The sequence below is a fragment of the Pseudoalteromonas sp. M58 genome (assembly GCF_042604605.1).
Lineage (GTDB): Bacteria > Pseudomonadota > Gammaproteobacteria > Enterobacterales > Alteromonadaceae > Pseudoalteromonas > Pseudoalteromonas tetraodonis.
Genome location: NZ_CP152390.1, coordinates 2,888,756 through 2,912,731, shown reverse-complemented (window position 1 = coordinate 2,912,731; position 23,976 = coordinate 2,888,756). Strand labels below are relative to the sequence as shown.

Genomic DNA, 23,976 nt, shown 5'->3' with positions numbered 1-23,976 from the left:
TTGGCCCCAAAGATGTTAAAAAGGGGAGCTTAACATTTTTAGACGGTATTGGCTGTTCAAGAAGTCTAAATAATTATCATAAGAGAGTGCTTTTGCGTACAAGTAGCCTTGGGTACGGTCGGCTTTCATGGTGTTGAGCAGCTGGTGAACTTCTTGAGTTTCTACGCCCTCAATCGTGATAGTAAGGCCCAAGTTATGCGCCATATCTATAGCTGTTTGCACAATGACCTGATGAGCCCGGTTATCGGTTAAATCATACACAAACGACTTATCTACTTTAAGTTCACTAAAGTGATAGTTAACTAAGTAGCTAAGCGATGAATAACCAGTACCAAAATCGTCTAACACCACCTTAACGCCCAGTGTGGCAAGTTCACCAACTAAGGTGACTAACGCATCTTGATTTTCGACAAACGCTGATTCAGTCAGCTCAAACTTCAATAAATGAGGGGCAACCTGATACTTTATTAAAAGGTTTTCTACTTTTTCGGTTAAATTGGCAATGGCTAGGTTTTTTGCACTTAAATTAACGCTAATACTATGTTCAGTTATGCCCTCATTTGCCAGTTTTGCAATGTCTTTGCAGGCTTGCTCTATCACCCAAAGTGTTAATTCATTAATAATACCGGTGTGTTCGGCAAGTAGAATTAGTTTTTCTATGGAAATGTTTTTAAACTCAGTATTAGGCCAGCGTAGTAGAGCTTCGGCACCATTGACACTGTTATCTTTTAAACTAATTTGTGGTTGATAAAACAGAGCGAGCTGATCCGTTCTTATCGCTTGTTGAAGCTTAGCAGCAAGCGCAACGTCCATAGCTAAACTGCTGTCCGCAGATGATGAGCTTACCTTACTTAGACTATGTTTAGCGTTATGTAATGCCAAGTAGCCTCGTTTCAACCAAAATTCAAAGTCATCACGTTTACCAAAGGCACTAATCCCCACGCTGTAATTGAGTTGTAAGTCTAGCCCTTTGATTTGATAGGTTTTTGGTAACTTATTTACTACCCTTTTTAATAACTCTTCGAGCGTGTGTGGGCTTTGGTTTTTAGTTGAGATACAGGCAAAAACACCGCTACCTAAATCAGCAATTTTAGCGGGTTGATTAATGCCATTACTTAAGTTAAAAAATTCTCTCTCAAAGCTCAATTGGCATTCTAATTCGTGCGCAACATGCTTAATTAATTCATATCCTTGGGAGGGCGTAATAATGGTATTTAGCGAGTTAAAATGACGTATTTTAACCAAACATAAAGTGGTGGAACGTTGCTGGGCTTTGAGTGCCATAAAGGCATACTTTAACTTTGCGCTATTGAGCAGTTTTGTTTGCTGGGTATGCGTGGCATGATATAAAGCGCGCTCACGCTGATAACGAACCCGATCGGCAAGTGCCATGGCCATTAAGACAATTTCACACAAAATGGCCATTAAAAAAGCATGACGTATTGAAAAGCTATAAGTAATAACGCCTGTAAGCTCTAAAGGCTGAATGGCTGCACCAATAATCAATGGCACCCATGAAAATACGTAAAACTTAGCCCATCTAAAGCCACTTTTTAATTTGTTATAAATTAAAATAAAGCAGACGATATAAAGTAATCCCAAAATTACAAAAAATATGGGGGCAGCTATATTTTCGGGAATAAAAAAGCTTAATGTACCGAGCACTAGCATTAGCCAGAGTAAACCAACACTTAATTTATAATGCCAGCAACGGTCTTTATGATATCGCAAAAACATGGTGCAAAAAGCGAGAGTGAAAAACGCAATAGTGTAATTAACGACAATTATTTTTTCGTGAATAAACAACTGCCATTCTAGCGGCCATAAATAAAAACCAAACCCCAGAACGGTGCCCATTAATGCTATAGCACTAATAATGTAGCCAATATAAACTAAGTACACGCGGTCTTTAATGCCAAAATAGAGTAATAGGTTATATAGTGAGGCCATTAATAAGACACCCGCGAAAATTCCCCAAATGCCTGTTTGTGAGCGAACTAAGTCAACAAATACATTATGGCGATACAAGTGAATTGGGGTTTTACTGATCCCCACGGTATCTATTTTTATAATTAGTCGTTGTGTAGATTGGCCATCGAGGTTAAAGCGAATGTGGGGCACGCTGTACTTAAATAAAGTAAGACGTGGCTCTTTATCGCCAAGCTTATAAGTGTCGAGTAGTTGGTTGTTACTATTGAGCCTATATATGGTGAGATGATCTACCATCGGGTTATCAAAGTGGGCAACCACATCTTCTTGTTGGCTGCTTTTGTTTTCTAAATCGAGGCGTAACCAATAATTTTGCTGTTCAAAGCTCCAAGGTATATCGTTAAATTCTTGCTGTGTAAATAGCGCCTGCTTGGTCATTACTTCTGCAAAACTTTGTGTTTTGCTTTTGTCTATATAATAAGCATGATCGAGGTAAACAGGGGTTATTTTATCTATGGTATAGCGTGATGGCATCACAAAGTTTGTTGCCAATGTGCTGATAATAAAAAAGATAAAAATAAGTATTACAACTGCCACCGCATGGTAGCGCAAGGTTTTAAATTCCAATATTAATCTATGTCCAGATTACTTTTTTTTATAGTGTAGCAGTAAAAAGCGCAGATAATCTGCGCTTTTATAAAATTTACTCGTTAGTTATCAATCGTTATGATTGTTCACGAGCAATTGCGCGATAAGCAATGTCAGTACGGTATTCCATGCCATCCCAGTTGATTTCATCAACCAGTTTATAGGCACGCTGCTGCGCTTGTGTAACTGTATTACCCAGTGCAGTAGCACACAGTACACGACCACCGGCAGTCACTATGCTATCGCCGTCTTGCTTAGTCCCTGCATGGAAGACTTTTTCGCCTTCAGGGTAAGTTACTTTCAAGCCACTAATAGCATCGCCTTTCGGGTAACTATCAGGGTAGCCTTTAGCGGCTAAAACAACACCTACTGCAGCGCGTGAATCAAACTCAATGGTGGTTTTATCAAGCTCTACACGGTTAGCAGCTTCAATCAATTCAACTAAGTCTGATTGTAAGCGTAGCATCATAGGTTGTGTTTCAGGGTCGCCAAAACGACAGTTATATTCAATAACCTTTGGTGTGCCTGTCTCATCTATCATCAAGCCTGCATACAAAAAGCCAGTGTACGGATGGCCTTCGCTAGCCATACCTTCTACCGTTGGGTAGATCACTTCGTTCATAATGCGCTGATGAATTTCATCGGTTACTACAGGCGCTGGTGAGTATGCACCCATACCGCCAGTGTTAGGACCTTGATCGCCATTGTAAGCGCGTTTATGGTCTTGGCTGGTTGCAAACGGCAGTACGTTTTTACCATCAACCATGACAATAAACGACGCTTCTTCACCTTCTAAAAACTCTTCAATGACCACACGGCTACCGGCGTCACCAAAGGCATTACCCGCAAGCATATCGCGAATAGCCTCTTCAGCCTCGCGTTCGTCCATAGCAACAATCACGCCTTTACCAGCCGCTAAACCATCGGCTTTAATAACAATCGGTGCGCCTTTTTCTTTTAAATAGGCAAGCGCAGGGTCGATTTGTTCAAACGTTTGGTAATCAGCGGTTGGAATAGCATGACGTGCTAAAAAGTCTTTAGTGAACGATTTAGAACCTTCAAGCTGTGCCGCTCCCGCGGTTGGGCCAAAAATAGCTAAGCCGTGTTCACGGAACTTATCAACAACCCCTAATACTAGCGGTACTTCAGGGCCAACAATGGTTAGCTCAACATTATTTTGTTGTGCAAAGCTTAGCAGTCCATCAAGGTCTTCAACGTTAATTGCTACGTTCTCAAGTTTTGGCTCAAGAGCTGTGCCCGCATTACCTGGAGCAACATAAACAGTGTTAACTTTTGTATTTTGAGCGGCCTTAAACGCAAGTGCGTGTTCGCGGCCGCCGCTGCCAATGACTAATACATTCATGGCGAATATCCTATTTAAAGCGGTTTTTTAAATTTCAGCGTCATACGGTCGCTTTCACCTATGGCTTTATATTTAGCGGCATCTTGCTCGCCAAGTCTAAGGCTCGGTGGAAGGGTCCATACCCCTTTAGGGTGATCGGCTGTATCAAGAGGGTTTGCATTAATATCGCTTTTTGCTTCAAGTTCAAAACCAGCTTGTTCAGCAAGTGCAATAACCACACTTTGCTTCATATAACCTGATGATTTTTGCATCTCATCATCTTGCTCTTCTGGTAGGCGGTGTTCAACCACACCTAAAGTGCCGCCTGGTTTAAGTGCTTTGTAAAAAGACTTAAACGCATTGCTTGCAGCTTCTTTATCTTTGCTCATGTACCAGTTATGGACATTACGAAAAGTCAGTACCATATCGGCGCTAGCCGCAGGAGCAATATCTAAATGTGTAGATGGGGCAAACTCAGTGAGTTTAACGTGACTAAAGCGGGCATCTTCAGCGATTTTAGCCTTAAAGCCAGCAAGAGAACGTTGGTAATAACCAACCGATGAATCAGCAGGGAAGTGCGCAGCATAATAGGTGCCTTGCTCTTTCAGCGCTGGCGCTAAAATTTCACTGTACCAACCACCACCTGGGGCAATTTCTACCACGGTCATAGATGGTTTAAAGCCAAAAAATTCGAGTGTTTCTACAGGGTTGCGGTATTGATCGCGCTCACTGCTACGCTCGCTTGCTTTAACTGCATTTGTTAATGCTGAGTCGTGGCCATGGTTATGTGCCAACGCCATTGTTGAGCTTAATGACAGTGTGGCAACCAGTAGAGATTTTAGTGCAAATTTCATCGTCTAATCCTTCACATTATAATTGTTAGTCATGGTTATAGAATAAGCAGAATACGTGAATTTGGTGCAAACAAAAAGAGCTAACTGAACCCGTTAGCTCTTTATGCGATTAATGACGGAAGTGGCGCATACCGGTAAACACCATTGCCATTCCAGCTTCGTCAGCGGCCGCAATCACTTCTTCATCGCGCATTGAACCACCTGGTTGGATAACAGCAGTAATGCCAGCCTCTGCAGCTGCATCAATACCATCGCGGAATGGGAAGAATGCATCTGATGCCATCACTGAGCCTTTTACTTCAAGGCTTTCATCAGCGGCTTTAATACCGGCAATTTTAGCTGAGTAAACGCGACTCATTTGGCCCGCACCTACACCTATAGTCATACCGTCGCGGGCATAAACAATGGCGTTTGATTTAACAAATTTAGCCACTTTCCAGCAGAATAATAAATCTTTAAGCTCTTGCTCAGAAGGTTGGCGCTTAGAGACAACCGTTAAGTCGCCTTGCGTTACCATGCCTAAATCACGGTCTTGAATAAGTACACCGCCATTTACACGCTTAATGTCGTGACCTGTGCCTTTAGCAGAGAATTCACCACACTCTAATAAGCGAACGTTTTGCTTAGCCGAGACTATTTGAGCCGCTTCAGGGCTTACGCTTGGTGCAATAATAACTTCAACAAATTGGCGTTCAACAATCGCTTGTGCAGTCTTAGCATCAAGCTCTTGGTTAAAAGCAATAATGCCGCCAAATGCTGACGTTGGGTCTGTTTTAAAGGCGCGCTCGTACGCTTCTAAGATATTATCACCAATTGAAACACCACATGGGTTAGCGTGTTTTACAATTACGCACGCAGGTACATCAAATTCTTTTACACACTCAAGTGCAGCATCGGTGTCGGCAATATTGTTAAACGATAATGCTTTACCTTGCAGTTGAGTGGCTGTTGCCACTGACGCTTCAGTGATGTCGTTTTCAACATAAAACGCGGCATCTTGATGCGAATTTTCACCGTAGCGCATATCTTGCTTTTTAGTGAATTGCATATTAATAGTACGCGGGAACTTAGTATCGATAGCGGCTTCTTCTGTGTAATCAGGAACCATTTTACCGAAGTAGTTAGCAATCATGCCATCGTACTGCGCTGTATGCTCATACGCTGCAATAGCTAAGTCAAAGCGTGTTTTGTAGGTTGTTGAGCCGTTGTTATTTTGCATTTCGCTAATAACACGGTCGTAGTCGCTTGCGTTAACAACGATCGTCACATCTTTGTGATTTTTAGCTGCCGCACGTACCATCGTTGGGCCACCAATATCGATGTTTTCAATAGCATCTTCAAGGCTGCAGTTTTCTTGAGCGACAGTATTCGCAAAGGGGTATAAGTTAACTACAACGATGTCGATAGCAGAGATATTGTTATCTGCCATTACGTCTTCATCTTGGCCACGACGAGCAAGAATGCCGCCATGAATTTTTGGATGTAGGGTTTTTACGCGACCATCCATGATCTCAGGGTGACCGGTGTGATCTGATACTTCAGTTACTTTAATTGCATTGTCAGCAAGTAGTTTACACGTGCCGCCAGTTGAAAGTATTTCAACACCTTGTGCTTCTAGTGCACGGGCAAATTCAACAATACCGGTTTTGTCTGACACACTCAAAAGTGCGCGACGTATAGGACGATGTGTATCCATTGTAGTTTGATTTCCTCAGTTAATGAGCTAGCTTAGAAGCGCGTATTTTAACTGATTACGACTCAAAAAACGACTTATAACGACCCATAAAGCGTGAGCATTTTGCAATTTCGTTAATAAATTTTACAAATAAAAAAAGCACCCTAAGGTGCTTTTTACTCAAAATACTTTATACCAGCTGTATTGGATTAGTAAGCAATTATAACGACAGAGAAATAAGTCAATAACAAGGCAAAAATTTTGCTGTGTAGTTATTCTACATAAAAAATTTTTAACGCAGTTAGGGGCTTATTTAGCTCGTTAGAATGATTACGGTTTCAATATAGCTGGTATTAGTTCATACCGTATTTTTTAAGCTTTTTACGTAAAGTACCACGGTTGATACCTAGTAAAATTGCCGCACGAGTTTGATTGCCACGTGTGTAAGTCATTACTTCTTCAAGCAATGGCGCTTCTAGCTCAGAAAGAACAAGGTCGTAAACGTCTTGCACATCTTGACCGTTAAGCTGCTTTAAGTAGTGGTGAACAGCTTTTTTCACTGCATCACGCAATGGCTGCGGTTTCTCGTGTGACTGAACATGAGGGTTAGTGATAAATGGAGAAGTCACGTTTTGTTCGAACATTATAAAGTCTCTTTCTTTCTTAGTTAGCTGCTAGTGTTTTAAAGTATTGCTCTAATGCGACGACCTGTGCCTCTGAATTGTCGAGCGCATTAAATACTCGCCTAAACTGACCGTCACTGTCATGGGTTTGCAAATACCAAGATACATGTTTGCGAGCGATTCGTGCTCCCATTGGCTCACCGTAAAACACATGGAGGTTGGTTAAATGCTCCATTAAAATACTGCGCACCTCTGCTATAGCAGGTGGCTGCATATGTTCACCAGTTCGCAAATAGTGGTCTATCTCCCTAAATATCCAAGGGCGACCTTGGGCGGCTCGACCAATCATAATGGCATCTGCACCCGTATAGTCCAAAACCTGCTTTGCTTTTTCAGGTGATGTAATATCACCATTAGCAACGACAGGTATCGACACTGAACGTTTTATATCCCTAATTGTGGCGTACTCAGCATCACCTTTATACATACATGCGCGCGTGCGCCCATGTACAGCCAGTGATGCAATGCCATAACGTTCAGCTATTCTTGCAATCTCTACACCATTACGGTTGTCCTGATCCCATCCGGTACGGATTTTAAGTGTCACAGGTATATCAACCGCATTTACTACGGCATCAATAATCTCTTCCACGAGTTCTGGAAACTGTAATAAGGCTGAGCCTGCAAGTTTCTTGTTCACTTTTTTTGCTGGGCACCCCATATTGATATCTATGATCTGTGCACCGTTTGCAACATTGAATTGTGCGGCCTGTGCCATAAGCTCAGGGTCTGCTCCTGCAATTTGCACCGCACGTATACCCGACTCACCAGAATGATCCATTCGGTTCATCGACTTTTCGGTTTTCCAAACCTTCGGATTAGACGACAGCATTTCAGACACAGCAAGGCCAGCGCCTAAACGACGACATAACTGTCTAAATGGTCTGTCCGTTATGCCCGCCATAGGCGCGACAATGACATTATTCTCAAGTTGGTATGAACCGATACGCACGATATTCAATAGGCCTCTTTTCAAGGGGCGCTAAGTTTACGGCTTTTTACGCAAAAATCAAAGGCTATAAATTGAACAAAAGTGACTTTTTTTTGCTCTTTTCGTATTGACATTTGATAACCGTATGACGAAGCGGTTTATTTGTGTGAATTTTGAACGGCTGTTACTTTTATAATAAAAAATCTTTATTTTTTATTATGTAAAAAAATAGTAAAGCCTGTTAAATACAGGCTTTAGATACGACTTTTGAGTTAATACTCTAAATTTTTTAATAACGCACTATTACGCTCTTTTAGTGCCACTTACTCGGGTCCAATCGCCTTCAATGGCAATTTCATCGAGCTCAACAAAGGGCGCGTATATGTCAGCAACCGATTGTGCTTGTTCTTCTAAAATGCCAGACATCGCAATTTTACCGCCTGGCTTTAATAAGCCTAAAATAACACTATGAAGCTCACGCAATGGTTGCGCTAAAATATTTGCCACTACAATGTCAGCAGTAAACTCAGGTTGATTTTCTGGCAGGTACACTTCAAGCTTGTCAGCAACACCATTGCGATTAGCGTTATCTAGGCTTGCTTCAAGCGCTTGTGGGTCAATGTCTATCCCTATCATGCGCTCAGCACCCAATTTTATTGCTGCAATGCCTAATATGCCTGAGCCACAGCCAAAATCGACCACGGTTTTACCAGTTAAGTCTTGGCTTTCTAACCATTTTAAACACAGTGCTGTAGTGGCGTGTGTGCCAGTACCAAAAGCAAGACCTGGATCAAGTAGTACATTGACTGCGTCTGGGTCTGGAATGTCGCGCCAGCTAGGGCAAATCCAGAGTTTTTCGCCAAATTGAATAGGGTGAAAATTATCCATCCACTCACGTTCCCAGTCTTTATCTTCGAGTTGCTCAATTTTGTAAACTAAATTGTCTTTTAGCTCATCATGGCGTTTTAATAACGCAACCACTGCGTTCATATCGTGATTAGCTTCGAACAAGCCAATTACTGTGGTGTCAGCCCAAAATACAACAGTGCCAATTTTAGGCTCATAGATAGGCGTGTCTTTAGCATCAATAAAAGTAACAGAAGCACTGCCTGCTTCCATTAATAGGTCACTTACTGCATCAGCGGTTGCAGCATTGGCATTGATACGGATTTGGATCCAAGCCATGTTTATTTCCTTGAAATAGAAAAAAGGCCGCTACAGCGGCCTTTTAAATTAACTTATAATGTAACGCTAGATTATTTAGCGTCTAAAAAGCTTTTCAGTAAATCAGAGCGAGAAGGGTGACGTAATTTACGCAGTGCCTTCGCCTCAATTTGACGAATACGTTCACGTGTTACGTCAAACTGTTTACCTACTTCTTCTAACGTGTGGTCGGTATTCATATCAATACCAAAACGCATACGTAGTACTTTCGCTTCACGGGCTGTTAAGCCAGCGAGCACGTCGTTAGTTGCGCCACGAAGAGACTCCATTGTTGCCGAATCGATTGGCGAATCAATAGTGGTATCTTCGATGAAGTCGCCTAAGTGCGAATCTTCATCATCACCAATAGGTGTTTCCATTGAAATTGGCTCTTTTGCAATCTTAAGTACCTTACGGATTTTATCCTCAGGCATCATCATGCGTTCAGCTAATTCTTCTGGATTTGGCTCACGACCCATTTCTTGTAACATTTGACGTGAAATACGGTTCAATTTATTGATCGTTTCAATCATATGTACTGGAATACGGATGGTTCTTGCTTGGTCAGCAATAGAGCGCGTAATTGCTTGACGGATCCACCACGTAGCATAAGTTGAAAACTTATAACCACGACGGTATTCAAACTTATCAACCGCTTTCATCAGACCAATGTTACCTTCTTGGATTAAATCTAAGAACTGTAAACCACGGTTGGTGTATTTTTTAGCGATTGAAATTACAAGACGTAAGTTTGCTTCTACCATCTCTTTTTTAGCACGGCGCGCTTTCGCTTCACCAATACTCATGCGACGGTTTATATCTTTAATACGTTCAATGCTTAAGCCTGTGCTTTCTTCCATTGAAGTAAGTTTGCTAATACAGCGAAGTATTTCAGGCTTCACTTCTTCAAGTTTAGCTGAATGCTTTTCGTTTGCTGCAATTTCAATATCAAGCCATGCTGTGTCAGTTTCGTTGTTTGCAAAATGCTTAACAAAGGTTTTCTTTGGCAGCTTTGAAACTTGAACTGCATGCTTCATGATAAGACGTTCTTGAACGCGAACTCTGTCCATCATTTCACGCATGTTATTAACCATGCGATCAAACTGTTTAGGCACGAGTTTAAAGGTTCTGAACAGCTCACCGATTTCTAAAATAGCGGCTTGAGACTCTGGATGAGAGCGACCTTTCTTATCGAATGTTTCACGTGCTTTGGTGTATAAATCACGTAAATTTTCGAAATGGATGCGCGCTTCTTCAGGATCTGGACCTGTATCTACTTCTTCTTCGTCTTCATCATCGCTGTCATCGTCATCATCGTCGCTGTCATCAAGTTGTTTTTCACTTAATTCAGAACCAATGTTGGTGGCAGCAATAGGTGGTGCTTCTTCTGCATCAGGATCGAAAAAGCCAGAGATAATATCGCTAAGACGCATCTCTTCTGCTTCAAACTTATCCCACTGTTCAAGTAGGTAAGTGATCGCTTCTGGGTATTCAGCAACCGAAATTTGAACTTGGTTAATGCCTTCTTCAATACGCTTAGCGATAACAATTTCGCCTTCACGGGTAAGAAGTTCAACAGTACCCATTTCACGCATATACATGCGAACAGGGTCAGTTGTACGGCCAATTTCTTTTTCTACAGTAGCAAGGGCTGCAGCGGCAGCTTCCGCTGCGTCTTCGTCTGTCGTGGTTTCTTGCATCATTAATTCATCGGCATCAGGCGCGTTTTCGCTAACCTTGATACCCATGTCATTAATCATGCTAATGATATCTTCTACTTGATCTGAGTCGATAATATCTTGTGGAAGGTGATCATTAACTTCTGCAAAAGTTAAGTAACCTTGCTCTTTACCTTTTTGAATCAGAAGTTTTAATTGTGACTGAGGAGTTGGATCCATAGAGATTGTTTCTTCCACTCTGATAAGTTGATACAACAGGCGCCATCATGGAGTTTGCTCAAAGGCTAACCAGAATAATGTGACGCAGTGAATAGCACAGTATAACAGCCTAAATCAAATCTGACTAGCTGTTCGTTGCTTTTAACGCTGTCATTAGTAAATGACATTCTAGTCGTTCGTCGCTATTTAGGCCCTGTGTCTTGTCTTTTATTAATAGGGTCTCTAGTCGATAATTTAAACACTGATCTTCAATAAATTTGAAAGTATTTTGGAAAACAGTCTCTAAACGCTCTTCATTTATTTGATGTTGCCATGTCGCTAACTTAGTTAATGGCTCGTAGTCATCGGTGTCCCGAAATGATTCAAGAATTTGTGCGGTGGTAATGCCATCTTTTTGTAATGCTTGATGTTGTAGTCGCAATAATAAGCCAATACCCGCAATATTCATTTGAGCTAAATCGGGTAAATAGGGCACACTTTTAGCCAAGTTAGGGTGCTGAATTAAAATCCCTATTGCTTGGCGCATGGGTGTAATTTTAAATTTTCGTTCAATTGCTTGCTGCTGTTTTGGCGTTTTTAAGTGATTATTGAGTTGCTCACGGGTGCGGCCAATCAATCGCCCAAGTTGCTCTAGGATATTTTCTTGGTAAAACTCACTTGGGATCTTTTCAATCAGGGGCAGTGCCGCACTGAGTAACTTAGCCTTACCGGAATCTAGTGTTAAATCAATCTCTTTACTTAGTTTATTAAACAGCACTTTAGTGAAGTCATCTGCGTTTTCAAGGCGTTGCTCAAAAGCTGCTTTACCTTCTTGTTGTACGAGTGAATCAGGGTCTTCACCATCGGGTAAAAATACAAAATGCAGTGCTTTGCCATCGTTTAAGTAAGGCAACGCATTTTCGAGTGCGCGCCACGCAGCATCTTTACCTGCACGGTCACCATCGTAACAACAAATAACTTTATCTGTGGTTCTAAATAAAGTGTGCATGTGCTCGCTGGTTGTCGCTGTACCAAGGGCTGCTACGGCATATTCAATACCTTGTTCTGCCAGCGCTACTACGTCCATGTAGCCTTCAACAATCAGTACATGGTCAAGCTTCTTGTGTGCTTGTTTAGCTTCATAAAGCCCATAGAGTTCAAAGCCCTTATGAAATATGCGCGTCTCCGGAGAGTTTAAATATTTAGGCCCTTGATCGGCTTGCATTACTCGCCCACCAAAAGCAATAACGCGGCCGCGTTTATCACGAATTGGAAACATTAAGCGATCACGGAAAAAGTCGAACTGTTTGCCTGGGGTTTTCTCAGATGCGAGTTTAAGCTCAACTAATTGTTCTTTTTGTTCTTGGTTTCGCCCAAGTTGTTGGCAGAGCCCTTCCCATTCGCTGGGCGCATAACCTATCATAAACTTTTTAACGGTTGCACCGCTTAAGCCGCGACCTTTAACGTAATCGATTACCGCTTCAGAGTTACTGTGATGTTTTAACTGATGTTGATAAAAGCGTGCTGCATGCAGCATTAGATCATAGTCTGAACGTTTTTGTGCCGCTGTGCGCTCTGGTCCATTACTGCTACCTTGTTCGCGAGGAACATCAAGGTTAAGTAAACTGGCTAGTTCCTCAATTGCATCAACAAACTCGAGTTTGTCATACTCCATTACAAAAGAAATAGCATTGCCGTTAGCGCCACAGCCAAAGCAATGATAAAACTGTTTATCTTGCGATACGGTAAATGAAGGCGACTTCTCATTATGAAAAGGACAGCAAGCTTGATAGTCTTTGCCCGCTTTTTTCAACCCTACCTTTGAGTCAATCAGGTCGACAATATCGGTTCGTGCCAATAAATCATCGATAAAGTTGCGTGGGATCTTTCCAGCCATTGTTTAAAGTACAGCCCTAAGATAAATAGAAAAGTGATGAAAACGAATTATAATACGCAAAGATTTGAACACAAATGCATAATTTTTTGAAGTACTAAATATCTAAACGAAGAAACCGAGCTCAAGGCTCGGTTTACTTCAATCATACTAAATGTATGTGGGGGTATTAGGCAGTTAATCGTTGCTTAATTAAACCTGAGATTTTGCCCATATCGGCACGACCTTCGGCTTTGCTTTTGATTATACCCATTACTTTACCCATGTCTTGCATACCTGCTGCGTTAGTATCAGCAATAGCCGCGTCAATGAGAGCAATAATTTCTTCTTCACTCAATTGTTGAGGTAAAAAAGCTTCAAGTGCTGTAATTTCATTGGCTTCAATATCAGCTAAATCATCACGCCCAGCATCTTTGTACTGAGTGTAAGAGTCGCGACGTTGTTTAACAAGCTTCACTATAACGGAGGTAATACCTGCGTCGTCTAGTGTTATTTGCTCGTCAATTTCACGTTGCTTGATTGCAGCAAGTACCATACGAATAGGGTTAAGACGTTGTTTGTCTTTGGCTCTCATCGCATCTTTTTGCGCATCTTTTAGCGTTATTAAAAGGCTCATTTATACAAGACCTAATATATTAGTATAATTTAACGCGACGAGCGTTATCACGAGAAAGTTTTTTCATGTGACGTTTAACAGCAGCTGCTTTTTTACGCTTACGCTCAGCTGTTGGTTTTTCATAGTGCTCGCGACGACGAACTTCTGAAAGGATACCTGCTTTTTCACATGAACGCTTGAAGCGACGAAGTGCTACGTCAAACGGTTCGTTCTCTCTTACTTTAATTACTGGCATTAAAAATTCACCTACCTAAATTATGAGCGTTGCTCAAGTTGATCAAACATTGATCAAGTGGTTCAAAAATGGTGCGGTATTGTAATCCGAAGCAACACCACATGTAAAGGATAATATTAACAGAAACACAGCAGCTAAAACAGTGTTAATTTATATGGCGTTGGTACAGTCTACAAAAAACCTGACCTGCCTTTTTCTCTTTAATTAACAACCAGTTATTTGGTGCTTTAAACGAGGTTAGCTCAGTTTCTACCTCAACATATATCAATGCTTCGGGGTCGAGCCATTGATTATTTTCCAATAAATCACAGCATGATTGAGCTAAATTTTTGCGAAATGGCGGGTCAATAAAAACCAAATTAAATGTGTCACTGGTGTTTTTTCTCTCTAAAAACGTCAGTGTATTGGTATTAACGACTTGCGCGTTTTGTGCATCAAGCGTCGCAATGTTTTGCTCTAATTGTTTTGCTGCTTGTGAATCAAGCTCTATGAATGTGGTGTGTTTTGCAAAACGCGACAATGCTTCAAATCCCAATCCACCGGAACCGGCAAAGCAATCGAGAGTGTGCGCATCGCGGGTATCGTGCATCAACCAATTAAACACCGTTTCTTTAATTCGGTCGGTTGTAGGACGCAGACCTTGAACATCTTTTACTGGCAGTTTTCGACCGCGAAATTGGCCGCTAATGATTCTAATAACCCCATCAGCTGATTTATGAGTGGTGTTATTTTGTGTGGTTTTTTTTCTCATTTAACTCACTAAAAATTGGTATCTATGATCTAGCTCAGATAATATTGCAATCATATCACGGCGTGTCATTTTTCAACTGCGCTAAAAGTGTTACTATTATGCACCCTCGAGGATAACGTGTTGCTAAAAGCAATTATTTAGACTTAAAAGCACGCTATCATTATCGTTAGTTTATCAGATTTTTATAAGTGGTTATTAGCAAGTATGGCAAAAAAAAGTAAATTCATGTCGTGGCTCGGTTTTGGCAAGTCAGATAAAAAACAAGCAGAAGCTGATAAACAACAAGCATTCGCAAAAGAGCAGGCAGAAAAAGCCGAACAAGAGCGTTTAGCCGCAGAGCAAGCTGAGGCAGAGCGCTTACAAGCTGAAGCAGAAGCCGAGCGTATAGAACAAGCACGAATTGCAGCTGAACAAGATCGTTTAGCACAAGAGCAAGCTGAAAAAGCTGAGCAAGAACGTTTAGCTGCAGAGCAAGCTGCGGTAGAGCGTTTACAAGTTGAAGCAGAGGCCGAGCGTTTAGAGCAAGAGAAACAGGCGCAAGCACAGCGCGCAGCGGCAGAAGAAAAACAAGCGATTGAACACGCTAATGCAGAGCTATTAGCTAAACAGCTGGCAGATGCAGAGCAACAAAGACAAGAGCAAGCCAAGCGTTTAGTAGAACAAGAAGCGCAAATGCAGTTAGAGCAAGAGCGCATTGCAGCAGAAAAAGCTGAGAACGAGCGTTTAGAACAACAGCGTATTGCAGCAGAACAAGCTGAGAACGAGCGTTTAGAACAACAGCGTATTGCAGCAGAGCAAGCTGAGAACGAGCGTTTAGAACAACAGCGCATTGCAGCAGAGAAAGCTGAGAACGAGCGTTTAGAACAACAGCGCATTGCAGCAGAGCAAGCTGAAAATGAGCGTTTAGAACAACAGCGCATTGCAGCAGAACAAGCTGAGAACGAGCGTTTAGAACAACAGCGCATTGCAGCAGAGCAAGCTGAAAATGAGCGTTTAGAACAACAGCGCATTGCAGCAGAACAAGCTGAGAACGAACGTTTAGAACAACAGCGTATTGCAGCAGAGCAAGCTGAGAACGAGCGTTTAGAACAAGAGCGTCTGGCTGCTGAAGAGGAGTCTGAACGCCTAGAGCAAGAGCGACTGACCGCAGAGCTTGCAAAGGAAGAAGCTATAAAAGCGGAAAAACCTAAAAAAGAAGGTTTTTTCTCTCGCCTCAAAAAAGGCTTACTGAAAACACGCGTTAATATTGGTTCTGGCTTTGCCTCAATTTTCAGCGGTAAAAAAATTGACGATGAGTTATTTGAAGAATTAGAGACTCAGTTACTCACTGCCGATCTTGGTGTTGATACCACCATGAAGCTAATCGATAGCCTGACCGACGCCGCTGATCGCAAGCAGCTTAAAGATGGTGATGCGCTTTATGAATTAATGAAGCAAGAAATGGCAACTATGCTGAAAACAGCAGAGCAGCCTTTAGAAATACCAGCAGACAAAAAACCTTTCGTTATCCTTATGGTAGGTGTAAACGGCGTAGGTAAAACCACCACCATTGGTAAAATGGCGAAACAATTTCAAAACCAAGGTAAATCGGTAATGCTTGCTGCCGGTGATACATTTAGAGCCGCAGCAGTAGAGCAGCTTCAAGTTTGGGGTGAGCGTAATAGTATTCCTGTTATAGCTCAGCACACTGGTGCTGATAGCGCCTCAGTGGTATTTGATGCCTTTCAAGCCGCTAAAGCGCGTAATGTTGATGTGTTAATTGCCGATACAGCAGGGCGCTTGCAAAATAAAGATAACTTAATGCAAGAGCTTGAAAAAATAGCCCGTGTGATGAAAAAAGTAGACCCAGATGCACCGCATGAAGTGATGCTGACAATTGATGCTGGCACAGGCCAAAATGCTATTAGCCAAGTAAACTTATTTAACCAATGTGTATGTTTAACGGGTATCACACTATCAAAGCTTGATGGCACCGCTAAAGGCGGGGTTATTTTTGCCGTTGCTGATAAGTTTAATATTCCTATTCGTTACATTGGTGTAGGTGAAAGTATTGATGATTTACGCACCTTCAAGAGCGATGACTTTATTGACGCGCTATTTAGCCAAGATGAGGACGACGTTTAATTTACCAAAAGGGAGCCTGCTCCCTTTTTAATTGCAAGGAATACCAATTGCGTTAGGACGTTTAATGAGGTTGGCATAATAAAAAATGATAAATTTTCAGCAAGTAAGTAAAACCTATGCCGGTGGGCATCGCGCGCTTGAAAAAGTGAGTTTTCATATAAAACCAGGCGAACTGGCTTTTTTAACGGGCCACAGTGGTGCCGGTAAAAGTACACTTTTAAAGCTTATTAGCTTGATGGAACGCCCCTCTGCGGGTAATGTGTTTATCAATGGCGTGGATTTGAATAAGTTAAATTCACGACAAATTCCGTATGCACGCCGCGACATTGGTATTATTTTTCAAAATCATCGTCTATTAGAACGATATACGGTGTTCGATAACGTTGCTTTGCCCTTAATTATTGAAGGGACTCACCACAAGCAAATTGCCAAGCGTGTGCATGGCGCGCTCGATAAAGTGGGCTTGTTAGATAAAGTACGCTGTCATCCCTCCACACTCTCTGGCGGTGAGCAGCAACGTGTAGGGATTGCACGAGCCATTGTTAATTCTCCTCCTATACTATTAGCTGATGAACCTACCGGTAACCTTGATCCTGAGTTATCGATGGAAATATTACGCCTGTTCGAAGATTTTAATAAGCATGGCACCACGGTTTTAATTGCCACCCATGACTTGGGGTTAGTATCACGAATGAAGTATCGTAGCTTAACGCTTCATGATGGGCGGATGAGCCAAGATCCACTGGCTGAGGGTGTATTATGAGTTTACTGTTCAAAAGCCGTCAAAATAGTAATGATAAACAAAAAAAATCCGTATTCTCTGGCGGTTACTTTTTCATTATTAATATTTTTCGCCAAGGTGTGTACAGCCTAGGAGAAATGTGGCGCACGCCATTAGCCTCTATGATGACTATTGCTGTTCTGGGTTTGAGTTTAACCTTGCCCGCAACGTTATACTTAGTGGTTAAAAATGTGCAACAAGTGAGCAGTGGTTTTGAGCAAGCCAGCGAAATATCCTTGTTTGTAAAAGAGGATATGAGTGAGCAAGAAACGCAAACTTTAGTTAAACGCTTAGCGCTATATCCTGAAATACAAAGTGTGACTTTTATTTCTCGCACTGAGGCTTTGGATGAATTCAAAGAAATGTCTGGGTTTGGTCAGGCTTTAGAATACCTAGATAGTAACCCATTACCGAATGTGGTTTTAGTTACACCAACCCAGCGACATAGCCAACCTAATGCGGCTAAGCAATTACTAAAAAAACTTGAAAGCGAGCGAGAGGTCGACTTTGGTAAGCTTGATATTGCTTGGCTTGAACGTCTAAATGCATTGCTGAGCTTATTAAAGGAAAGTGTGATCACCATAGCGCTACTATTACTTACCTCAGTGACACTGATAATTGGCAATACAATTCGTTTATCCATTATGGATAAAAAAGAAGAAATACAAGTAATGAAGCTCGTAGGGGCAACTAATACCTTTATTCATGCCCCCTTTTTATGGACTGGCATTTGGTATGGCGTGATTGGCGGATTGTTTGCTTTTATTTGCGTAGCATTAATGATGTGGTGGCTATCTGCTGCGGTAAGCAGTGTTGCAGGGGTATATCAAACCAGCTTTACGCTAATAGGGCTTAGCCTTAACGAATTTGGCGCGTTGGTATTGTTGGCCACTAGCTTAGGCTTTATTGGTTCTTACTTATCGGTTAACCGTTACATCTCAGAAATAGAACCCGATAAGGTTTAGGGCCCTAATATAATTCTTAAAACTGTCATGTTTTAAGTTTAAAATTATAAAAAAGCCAAAGCAAAAAGATTAATCTTTGCTTTGGCTAAACCAATTCATAGGTTATTCAGTCGCCTAGTGTAGACTGACTTAACACTAAAAAAACCACTTGATTTATGATTCAAAAAAGTTTTAAATTCAAGTTAGCACTCTTACTAAAAGAGTGCTAAGATGGTTTCAAATGTTTATCACCGAGGTGAAAAATGAGTAAAGATTTATACGCAATGGCACTTACAGTTGGGCAACAAAGCGCAAGTATGGATGGCTATCTTCAAGCTGTTGGTACTATTCCTATGCTTAAAGTTGAGCAAGAGCAGGAACTTGCAAAAAAACTTCAGGAAGAAGGCGATCTTAGTGCTGCAAAGCAACTCATTATGTCGCATTTGCGCTTTGTAGCGCACATAGCTAAAAGCTACTCGGGTTACGGGTTACCCCAAGCTGATTTAATTCAAGAGGGTAACATTGGACTGATGAAGGCAGTAAAACGTTTTGACCCATCAGTGGGTGTACGTTTGGTTTCATTTGCGGTTCATTGGATCAAAGCCGAAATTCATGAGTTTGTGCTTAAAAACTGGCGTATCGTAAAAGTTGCGACAACCAAAGCGCAACGTAAACTGTTTTTTAATCTTCGTAAAAACAAAAAACGTTTAGGCTGGTTTAATCAAGCTGAAGTTAGCACAGTAGCGAGCGAGCTAGGTGTGAGTGAAAAAGAAGTGCGTGAAATGGAATCGCGTATGAGCGGCCAAGACATGGGCTTTGACTTAACTGGCGACGATAATGACGACGCGCCAACTAGCACTTACTCACCGGTACAATACTTAACCGATGGTTCTGCTGATTTAGCTGACGACATTGAACAACAGCAATGGCAAGAGCAGTCACATACGCGTTTATTTAGCGCCTTGAAAACTCTCGATGAGCGTTCTCAAGATATCGTTAGTGCTCGTTGGTTGTCAGACGATAAAGCAACACTGCAAGAGTTGGCTGAAAAATACAGCGTATCAGCAGAGCGTGTTCGCCAGCTGGAAAAAACAGCAATGAAAAAATTACAAAGCGCGATGAGTTAATCGCACTAAAAAGCTGATAAAGCCCTGCATGAAAATGCGGGGCTTTTTTTTAGTTAAAAAAAGAGGTTAACAAAAAGTATCTTTTTTCTTATTTTGCTTACCTCTAGTCACATCTGTATATCTTTTAATTAAATATACCCTAGTTAAAGTTAATGAATAAGTTTGGTTTTAATTTAAATACATGATTTTAGTTTGTTTTTAATTTGGGTATATGAAAATATTCGCGCACCTGAGCGACTTGTCGTTCAAATCGTAGCCTAAATTAAATTATTAATTGCTGTGCTTATTGCCTTTCAATTTCATTTAACGCGAGTATTTACACTCAATATGAACTCATATTCACTAAAGAAAAAGATCTTGCTATCGGTGGTTCTTGCCCTAGCCGTTATTATTGTATTGCTATCGTGGAATAGCTACACCTCTCAAAAAGCGTTACTGTTAAAAAGCAGTATTGATAATGTAAGTCAGTCTGGTAAGCAACAAGCTGCGAGTATTGAAGATTGGCTAGCTAGTCGTCAGCAGATCATAGAGTCAGTTGCGAGTAAGGTTGAGGGCAATACGCTCAGCGCATTACAGCAAGCCAAAGTGTCGGGTGGTTTTCAATTAACTTACTTTGGAGATAGTATCGGGAAAATGACTGACTCTGATCCAAGTATTGATCGAACCGGCTACGACCCGCGCACTCGTCCATGGTATAAACAAGCACAGCTGAAAAATGGCGCCGTAATTACCAAACCTTATTTAGATACTGCGTTTAATCAGTTGGTTGTTTCTATTGCTAAAACCACACAAAGTGGCGTGGTAGCGGGTGATTTATCGATTGAGTCTTTAGTTAATGATGTTAATACTATGTCTTTACCGGCAAATGGGTATGCCATCATGATGCATCAAGATGGCACTGTGATTGCCTATAAAGACACTAAAAAAGTAATGGCAGATATTACGCATATTGACTCGAAAATAAATCACCAATTCATTTTATCTAATAGTCAAAACGGTGAATTTACTCCCCTTTATTTTAAAGATGAAGGCCGAGAGAAGCTTGTTTGGGGTGAAAATATAAATAATACCGATTGGCAGTTGCTATTTGTATTGGATAAAGAAACCTTAGAGGCACCGTTAATTAGTTTATTAGTAACTCAACTCGTATTAGTCAGTGTGGCACTTTTATTGAGCGTGTTGGCTATTTCATGGTTATTAAGTGTGTTGCTTGCGCCGTTAAGCCGAGTATCTCAAGCGTTATCAACAATTGCTGATGGTAACGGTGATTTGACCCAGCGTATTAGTGTTGATACACAAGATGAAGTTGGGGTACTGGCTGATAGTTTTAATCGCTTTGTAAGTAGCCAGCATGAGCTTATAAGCCATATTCGCCAGTTAGCTACTGATTTAGATTTTGATGCAGAGAAAAGCTTAATCACTAATCAAAACAGTGTCAGTGAGTTGCAGCGTCAGCAACAAGAAGTGGCGATGGTTGCCACTGCGGTCACAGAGATGGCAAGTGCAACCCATGAGATTGCTGCTAATGCCGAAAATACCGCGACGGCATCACAACAGTCAGCGCAAAGTAGTCGTGAAGGTAAACTGTTAGTTGATAAAACCAGAAATACGATTAATTCACTTGCGGGTGAAATAGACCAAACAACCACCGTCATTGGCGAACTAAGCTTACATGCTCAGGCTATATCGAGTATTTTGACTACCATTCAAGAAATTGCTGAGCAAACAAATCTATTAGCACTCAATGCCGCAATAGAGGCTGCCCGTGCTGGTGAACAAGGGCGTGGCTTTGCAGTGGTTGCCGACGAGGTGCGTGTACTATCAAGAAGAACGCAAAACTCCACAGCAGAAATTTACACCACCATAGAAACCTTACAAAATACGACCAAAAAAGCAGTGAGCTTGATGGACAGCAGTAAGGGATATGCTAACAATAGTGTGGATGATGTTAATGCAGCAGCTCATGCACTAGAGGAAATCACCTTAGCAGTGAATGAAATTTCTGATATGGCGGGTCAAATAGCGGTTGCAGCAGAAGAGCAAACGCAAGTGACTAATGAAATTACTAGAAATACGGTCGCCATTAAAGATGTAACCGATGAAATTACTACCTCAGCAACTGCACATTTAAGCCAAGCTGAAGTATTAAAAGACAGAGCTACAGATTTAAATGCTAAAGTAGCAACATTTATTTTATAAATATAATGCGCATAAGTGAGTTAAATTAACTGATGGGTTAGGGGGTTTACTTACCCCATCAGTTTAATGAAATAGCTTCTTGCTGAGCTATTTGTACATATTTACGTTCGACCAGTTGCGATACTGGCACCAGTTCAAATCCTTGCTCACTTAATTGCGGCAAAGCGTGGCGTAAAAAATCGATGGTTTCGGGATAGGGATGCGCTATTGCAATGGCAAATTGATACTTAGTTGCTTTTGATTTTAGCTCTTCTAATCTTAATTGTAGTTGCTCTGTGGTCGTTATATTGTCTAAAAATACATGTCGGCTAATGTTTTCCACTCCCAAAAAGTTGGCTGCATTCTGAGCTTGGCTTAATTCAGTTGTACGGCTATCAAGAAAATACAGCTGGCGTTTTTTGAGTACTTCCATGGTCCATTTCATTGCTTGGCTTTGTTGAGTCAGCGCAGAGCCCATATGGTTATTAACTCCTTTAACTTGCGGTAAACTGGCCAGCGCATTCCCGAGCGTTTGTTGAAGTTGTGCTTTATCCATATTTAAAGTGAGCGCACCAGGCCCGAGTTTTTTACCATTTAAAGCCTGCATAGGAACATGCAACAGGAGCTCTTTATTTGACTGACTAGCAAGGGTTGCAAATATTTGAGAATAGGGGGTGTGGGGCAATATTGAATAGGACAACTGCCCAGGTAAACTCAGGAATTCTAAATCACGTTGATGATAACCTATGTCATCGATCACTATGGCTATTTGCTTGGCTTTAACAGCACTCGATGTTGCAAATAAGGCTAAAAACAGCCCAGCTAACACCATTAAATTTATAGTTTTCACGTTTTATAATTTTTATTATCTTTGTCGTGTTTAAAATAATTTACCGAATTTAGTGCATGTTGAGTAGCTGTTTTGCCTTGGTTAACTGGATATCGGCTAAATCTTCAGTGCTAAAAACGGTGTTTTGTTCTAATTGTTCATTTTTTATTATAACGGCTTTATTTGTTTGTGGAAGCGTTGTTTGATTAATCGCCACATTCGGAGTCACGCCAATACCTTCAATCGATTCACCTGATGGCGTAAAGTAGCGTGCGGTAGTTAGTTTTAAGGCGGTATCACCATCGCCTAATGGAATGAGTGATTGCACCGACCCTTTGCCAAATGACTGACTCCCCACTATTTTTGCACGCATATTTTCTTTTAGTGCTGCAGCCAGTATTTCTGCTGCAGAGGCTGAGTTTTCGTTAATCAGTACAACAATAGGTGCGCCTTTTAAAATATCGCCGCGTTTAGCGTAAAACGACTGATTAGAATCATAAAAACGTCCTTTGGTTGTTACTATTAGACCATCTTGTAAAAAGAGGTCTGCCACAGCAACCGCGCTTTTTAAAGTCCCGCCAGGGTTGTCTCGTAAATCAATAATTAAGCCTTTTAATGCGTGGCCGTAATGGTTTTGCATAGCGGCTATTTGTAAGGCAACTTCATGCAAGGTGTGGTTTGAAAAGGTATTTATAGCAATATAACCGCTACCCGCATCAAGTAGTTGCTTAGTTACACTGGCCAGTTTTATTTGTTTTCTGCTGAGGTTAAATATGAGCGGTTTTAGATTGTTATTTCGGATAATACTTAGTTGTACTTTATTGTTGGGGCTGTCTTTAATTTGCTGCGCGACTATATCAATAGGACTATTTTTAATCTGCTGATTATTAACTGCTGTAATAATATCGCCAGCTCGCAGGCCGACTTGTTTAGCAGGCGAATTATTAATTACTTTAACAATCGTGGTGCGCTGCTCAATATTTTTGACCTCAATGCCTAAGCCAGTATAGCGACCATTGGTATTATCAAATAACGCATTTAGCTCATTTTTATCTAAATATTTAGAGTAGGGATCGAGTTTAGAGTATAAGCGTTCAAATTGAGAGGTGTTGTATTCAATGTATTCGCTGTTATGCAGTGCTAAATCATCAACGTAGTAGGTATGAATATTAAACAGTATTTCATTTATTTTTTGGCTTTCTAAATCTTTGACCGAACTGGCATGAGCATTATTTATAAAGCCAAAAAGTGCCAATAAAAAAAATACCTGCAAACAAAACCAAAACATTGGTTTTGTTTGCGATACTTTTTTTTGGCAAATGTGTGTGTTTATCATAACTGCCTCTACTAGGATG

Annotated in this window: 19 protein-coding genes; 5 read left to right on the top strand and 14 right to left on the bottom strand. The window is 41.2% G+C overall.

Going from position 1 to position 23,976, the window contains the following annotated elements:
* Nucleotides 1–15: 15 nt before the first annotated feature.
* The 12 genes from AAGD16_RS13395 to rsmD all read right to left on the bottom strand — a co-directional run bounded on the left by AAGD16_RS13395 (nucleotide 16) and on the right by rsmD (nucleotide 14,638).
* Entirely contained in the window at nucleotides 16–2,556 is a 2,541-nt protein-coding gene (locus AAGD16_RS13395) for an EAL domain-containing protein (protein ID WP_377112350.1), read from the bottom strand.
* Between the two features lie 97 nt (nucleotides 2,557–2,653).
* Nucleotides 2,654–3,940, bottom strand: coding sequence for a phosphoribosylamine--glycine ligase (gene purD / locus AAGD16_RS13390; protein ID WP_024601711.1), 1,287 nt, complete (start codon nucleotides 3,938–3,940; stop codon nucleotides 2,654–2,656).
* A gap of 14 nt (nucleotides 3,941–3,954) precedes the next feature.
* Nucleotides 3,955–4,773 (bottom strand): class I SAM-dependent methyltransferase, encoded by an 819-nt coding sequence (locus tag AAGD16_RS13385; protein ID WP_013465965.1) that lies wholly within the window; start codon nucleotides 4,771–4,773, stop codon nucleotides 3,955–3,957.
* A gap of 109 nt (nucleotides 4,774–4,882) precedes the next feature.
* A complete protein-coding gene (gene purH / locus AAGD16_RS13380; protein WP_058155289.1) occupies nucleotides 4,883–6,469 on the bottom strand; it encodes a bifunctional phosphoribosylaminoimidazolecarboxamide formyltransferase/IMP cyclohydrolase in 1,587 nt (528 codons plus the stop codon).
* A gap of 332 nt (nucleotides 6,470–6,801) precedes the next feature.
* Nucleotides 6,802–7,092, bottom strand: coding sequence for a DNA-binding transcriptional regulator Fis (gene fis / locus AAGD16_RS13375; protein WP_002957804.1), 291 nt, complete (start codon nucleotides 7,090–7,092; stop codon nucleotides 6,802–6,804).
* Nucleotides 7,093–7,111: 19 nt separating this feature from the next.
* A complete protein-coding gene (dusB, locus tag AAGD16_RS13370) occupies nucleotides 7,112–8,083 on the bottom strand; it encodes a tRNA dihydrouridine synthase DusB (protein WP_024601713.1) in 972 nt (323 codons plus the stop codon).
* Nucleotides 8,084–8,365: 282 nt separating this feature from the next.
* Nucleotides 8,366–9,247 (bottom strand): 50S ribosomal protein L11 methyltransferase, encoded by an 882-nt coding sequence (gene prmA / locus AAGD16_RS13365; protein ID WP_377112345.1) that lies wholly within the window; start codon nucleotides 9,245–9,247, stop codon nucleotides 8,366–8,368.
* Between the two features lie 71 nt (nucleotides 9,248–9,318).
* Nucleotides 9,319–11,163 (bottom strand): RNA polymerase sigma factor RpoD, encoded by a 1,845-nt coding sequence (rpoD, locus tag AAGD16_RS13360; protein ID WP_028835594.1) that lies wholly within the window; start codon nucleotides 11,161–11,163, stop codon nucleotides 9,319–9,321.
* A 124-nt stretch (nucleotides 11,164–11,287) separates the two neighbouring features.
* Nucleotides 11,288–13,039: a DNA primase gene (dnaG, locus tag AAGD16_RS13355; protein ID WP_058155287.1), complete on the bottom strand. Its 1,752-nt coding sequence runs from the start codon at nucleotides 13,037–13,039 to the stop codon at nucleotides 11,288–11,290.
* 166 nt (nucleotides 13,040–13,205) lie between these two features.
* A complete protein-coding gene (locus tag AAGD16_RS13350; protein WP_016899740.1) occupies nucleotides 13,206–13,652 on the bottom strand; it encodes a GatB/YqeY domain-containing protein in 447 nt (148 codons plus the stop codon).
* Between the two features lie 19 nt (nucleotides 13,653–13,671).
* Entirely contained in the window at nucleotides 13,672–13,887 is a 216-nt protein-coding gene (rpsU, locus tag AAGD16_RS13345; protein WP_002957797.1) for a 30S ribosomal protein S21, read from the bottom strand.
* A 145-nt stretch (nucleotides 13,888–14,032) separates the two neighbouring features.
* Nucleotides 14,033–14,638 carry a 16S rRNA (guanine(966)-N(2))-methyltransferase RsmD gene (gene rsmD, locus AAGD16_RS13340; RefSeq protein WP_013465959.1) on the bottom strand — a complete coding sequence of 202 codons (606 nt, stop codon included), beginning with the start codon at nucleotides 14,636–14,638 and terminating at the stop codon, nucleotides 14,033–14,035.
* Between the two features lie 204 nt (nucleotides 14,639–14,842).
* On the opposite strand from rsmD, the gene ftsY reads away from it, so the two are divergent.
* From ftsY to AAGD16_RS13315, 5 genes are all read left to right on the top strand, one after another.
* Entirely contained in the window at nucleotides 14,843–16,762 is a 1,920-nt protein-coding gene (ftsY, locus tag AAGD16_RS13335; RefSeq protein WP_377112340.1) for a signal recognition particle-docking protein FtsY, read from the top strand.
* A gap of 85 nt (nucleotides 16,763–16,847) precedes the next feature.
* Nucleotides 16,848–17,525, top strand: coding sequence for a cell division ATP-binding protein FtsE (ftsE, locus tag AAGD16_RS13330; RefSeq protein WP_013465956.1), 678 nt, complete (start codon nucleotides 16,848–16,850; stop codon nucleotides 17,523–17,525).
* Nucleotides 17,522–18,508, top strand: a complete 987-nt coding sequence (gene ftsX / locus AAGD16_RS13325) for a permease-like cell division protein FtsX (protein WP_013465955.1) — start codon at nucleotides 17,522–17,524, stop codon at nucleotides 18,506–18,508. Before ftsE ends, ftsX begins: the two co-directional genes overlap by 4 nt.
* A gap of 242 nt (nucleotides 18,509–18,750) precedes the next feature.
* Nucleotides 18,751–19,614, top strand: coding sequence for an RNA polymerase sigma factor RpoH (rpoH, locus tag AAGD16_RS13320; protein ID WP_377112335.1), 864 nt, complete (start codon nucleotides 18,751–18,753; stop codon nucleotides 19,612–19,614).
* Nucleotides 19,615–19,941: 327 nt separating this feature from the next.
* Nucleotides 19,942–21,813, top strand: coding sequence for a methyl-accepting chemotaxis protein (locus tag AAGD16_RS13315; protein WP_377112332.1), 1,872 nt, complete (start codon nucleotides 19,942–19,944; stop codon nucleotides 21,811–21,813).
* A 58-nt stretch (nucleotides 21,814–21,871) separates the two neighbouring features.
* On the opposite strand, the gene AAGD16_RS13310 is transcribed toward AAGD16_RS13315, so the two are convergent.
* Together AAGD16_RS13310 and AAGD16_RS13305 are read right to left on the bottom strand one after the other, a co-directional pair.
* Entirely contained in the window at nucleotides 21,872–22,624 is a 753-nt protein-coding gene (locus tag AAGD16_RS13310; RefSeq protein ID WP_013465952.1) for a divergent polysaccharide deacetylase family protein, read from the bottom strand.
* A gap of 67 nt (nucleotides 22,625–22,691) precedes the next feature.
* The gene (locus tag AAGD16_RS13305) at nucleotides 22,692–23,957 is read right to left on the bottom strand and encodes a S41 family peptidase (protein WP_013465951.1); all 1,266 of its coding nucleotides are present in this window, start codon (nucleotides 23,955–23,957) and stop codon (nucleotides 22,692–22,694) included.
* Nucleotides 23,958–23,976: the final 19 nt, after the last annotated feature.

Bases quoted from the DNA above. Each gene is read 5' to 3' on its own strand.
- rpoH (WP_377112335.1), top strand. From the start codon at position 18,751: ATGAGTAAAGATTTATACGCAATGGCACTTACAGTTGGGCAACAAAGC.
- purD (WP_024601711.1), bottom strand. From the start codon at position 3,940: ATGAATGTATTAGTCATTGGCAGCGGCGGCCGCGAACACGCACTTGCG.
- prmA (WP_377112345.1), bottom strand. From the start codon at position 9,247: ATGGCTTGGATCCAAATCCGTATCAATGCCAATGCTGCAACCGCTGAT.
- ftsX (WP_013465955.1), top strand. From the start codon at position 17,522: ATGAGTTTACTGTTCAAAAGCCGTCAAAATAGTAATGATAAACAAAAA.
- AAGD16_RS13310 (WP_013465952.1), bottom strand. From the start codon at position 22,624: ATGGTGTTAGCTGGGCTGTTTTTAGCCTTATTTGCAACATCGAGTGCT.
- dnaG (WP_058155287.1), bottom strand. From the start codon at position 13,039: ATGGCTGGAAAGATCCCACGCAACTTTATCGATGATTTATTGGCACGA.
- ftsE (WP_013465956.1), top strand. From the start codon at position 16,848: ATGATAAATTTTCAGCAAGTAAGTAAAACCTATGCCGGTGGGCATCGC.
- rsmD (WP_013465959.1), bottom strand. From the start codon at position 14,638: ATGAGAAAAAAAACCACACAAAATAACACCACTCATAAATCAGCTGAT.
- AAGD16_RS13385 (WP_013465965.1), bottom strand. From the start codon at position 4,773: ATGAAATTTGCACTAAAATCTCTACTGGTTGCCACACTGTCATTAAGC.
- ftsY (WP_377112340.1), top strand. From the start codon at position 14,843: ATGGCAAAAAAAAGTAAATTCATGTCGTGGCTCGGTTTTGGCAAGTCA.
- AAGD16_RS13305 (WP_013465951.1), bottom strand. From the start codon at position 23,957: ATGATAAACACACACATTTGCCAAAAAAAAGTATCGCAAACAAAACCA.
- AAGD16_RS13350 (WP_016899740.1), bottom strand. From the start codon at position 13,652: ATGAGCCTTTTAATAACGCTAAAAGATGCGCAAAAAGATGCGATGAGA.
- rpoD (WP_028835594.1), bottom strand. From the start codon at position 11,163: ATGGATCCAACTCCTCAGTCACAATTAAAACTTCTGATTCAAAAAGGT.
- AAGD16_RS13315 (WP_377112332.1), top strand. From the start codon at position 19,942: ATGAACTCATATTCACTAAAGAAAAAGATCTTGCTATCGGTGGTTCTT.
- purH (WP_058155289.1), bottom strand. From the start codon at position 6,469: ATGGATACACATCGTCCTATACGTCGCGCACTTTTGAGTGTGTCAGAC.
- rpsU (WP_002957797.1), bottom strand. From the start codon at position 13,887: ATGCCAGTAATTAAAGTAAGAGAGAACGAACCGTTTGACGTAGCACTT.
- fis (WP_002957804.1), bottom strand. From the start codon at position 7,092: ATGTTCGAACAAAACGTGACTTCTCCATTTATCACTAACCCTCATGTT.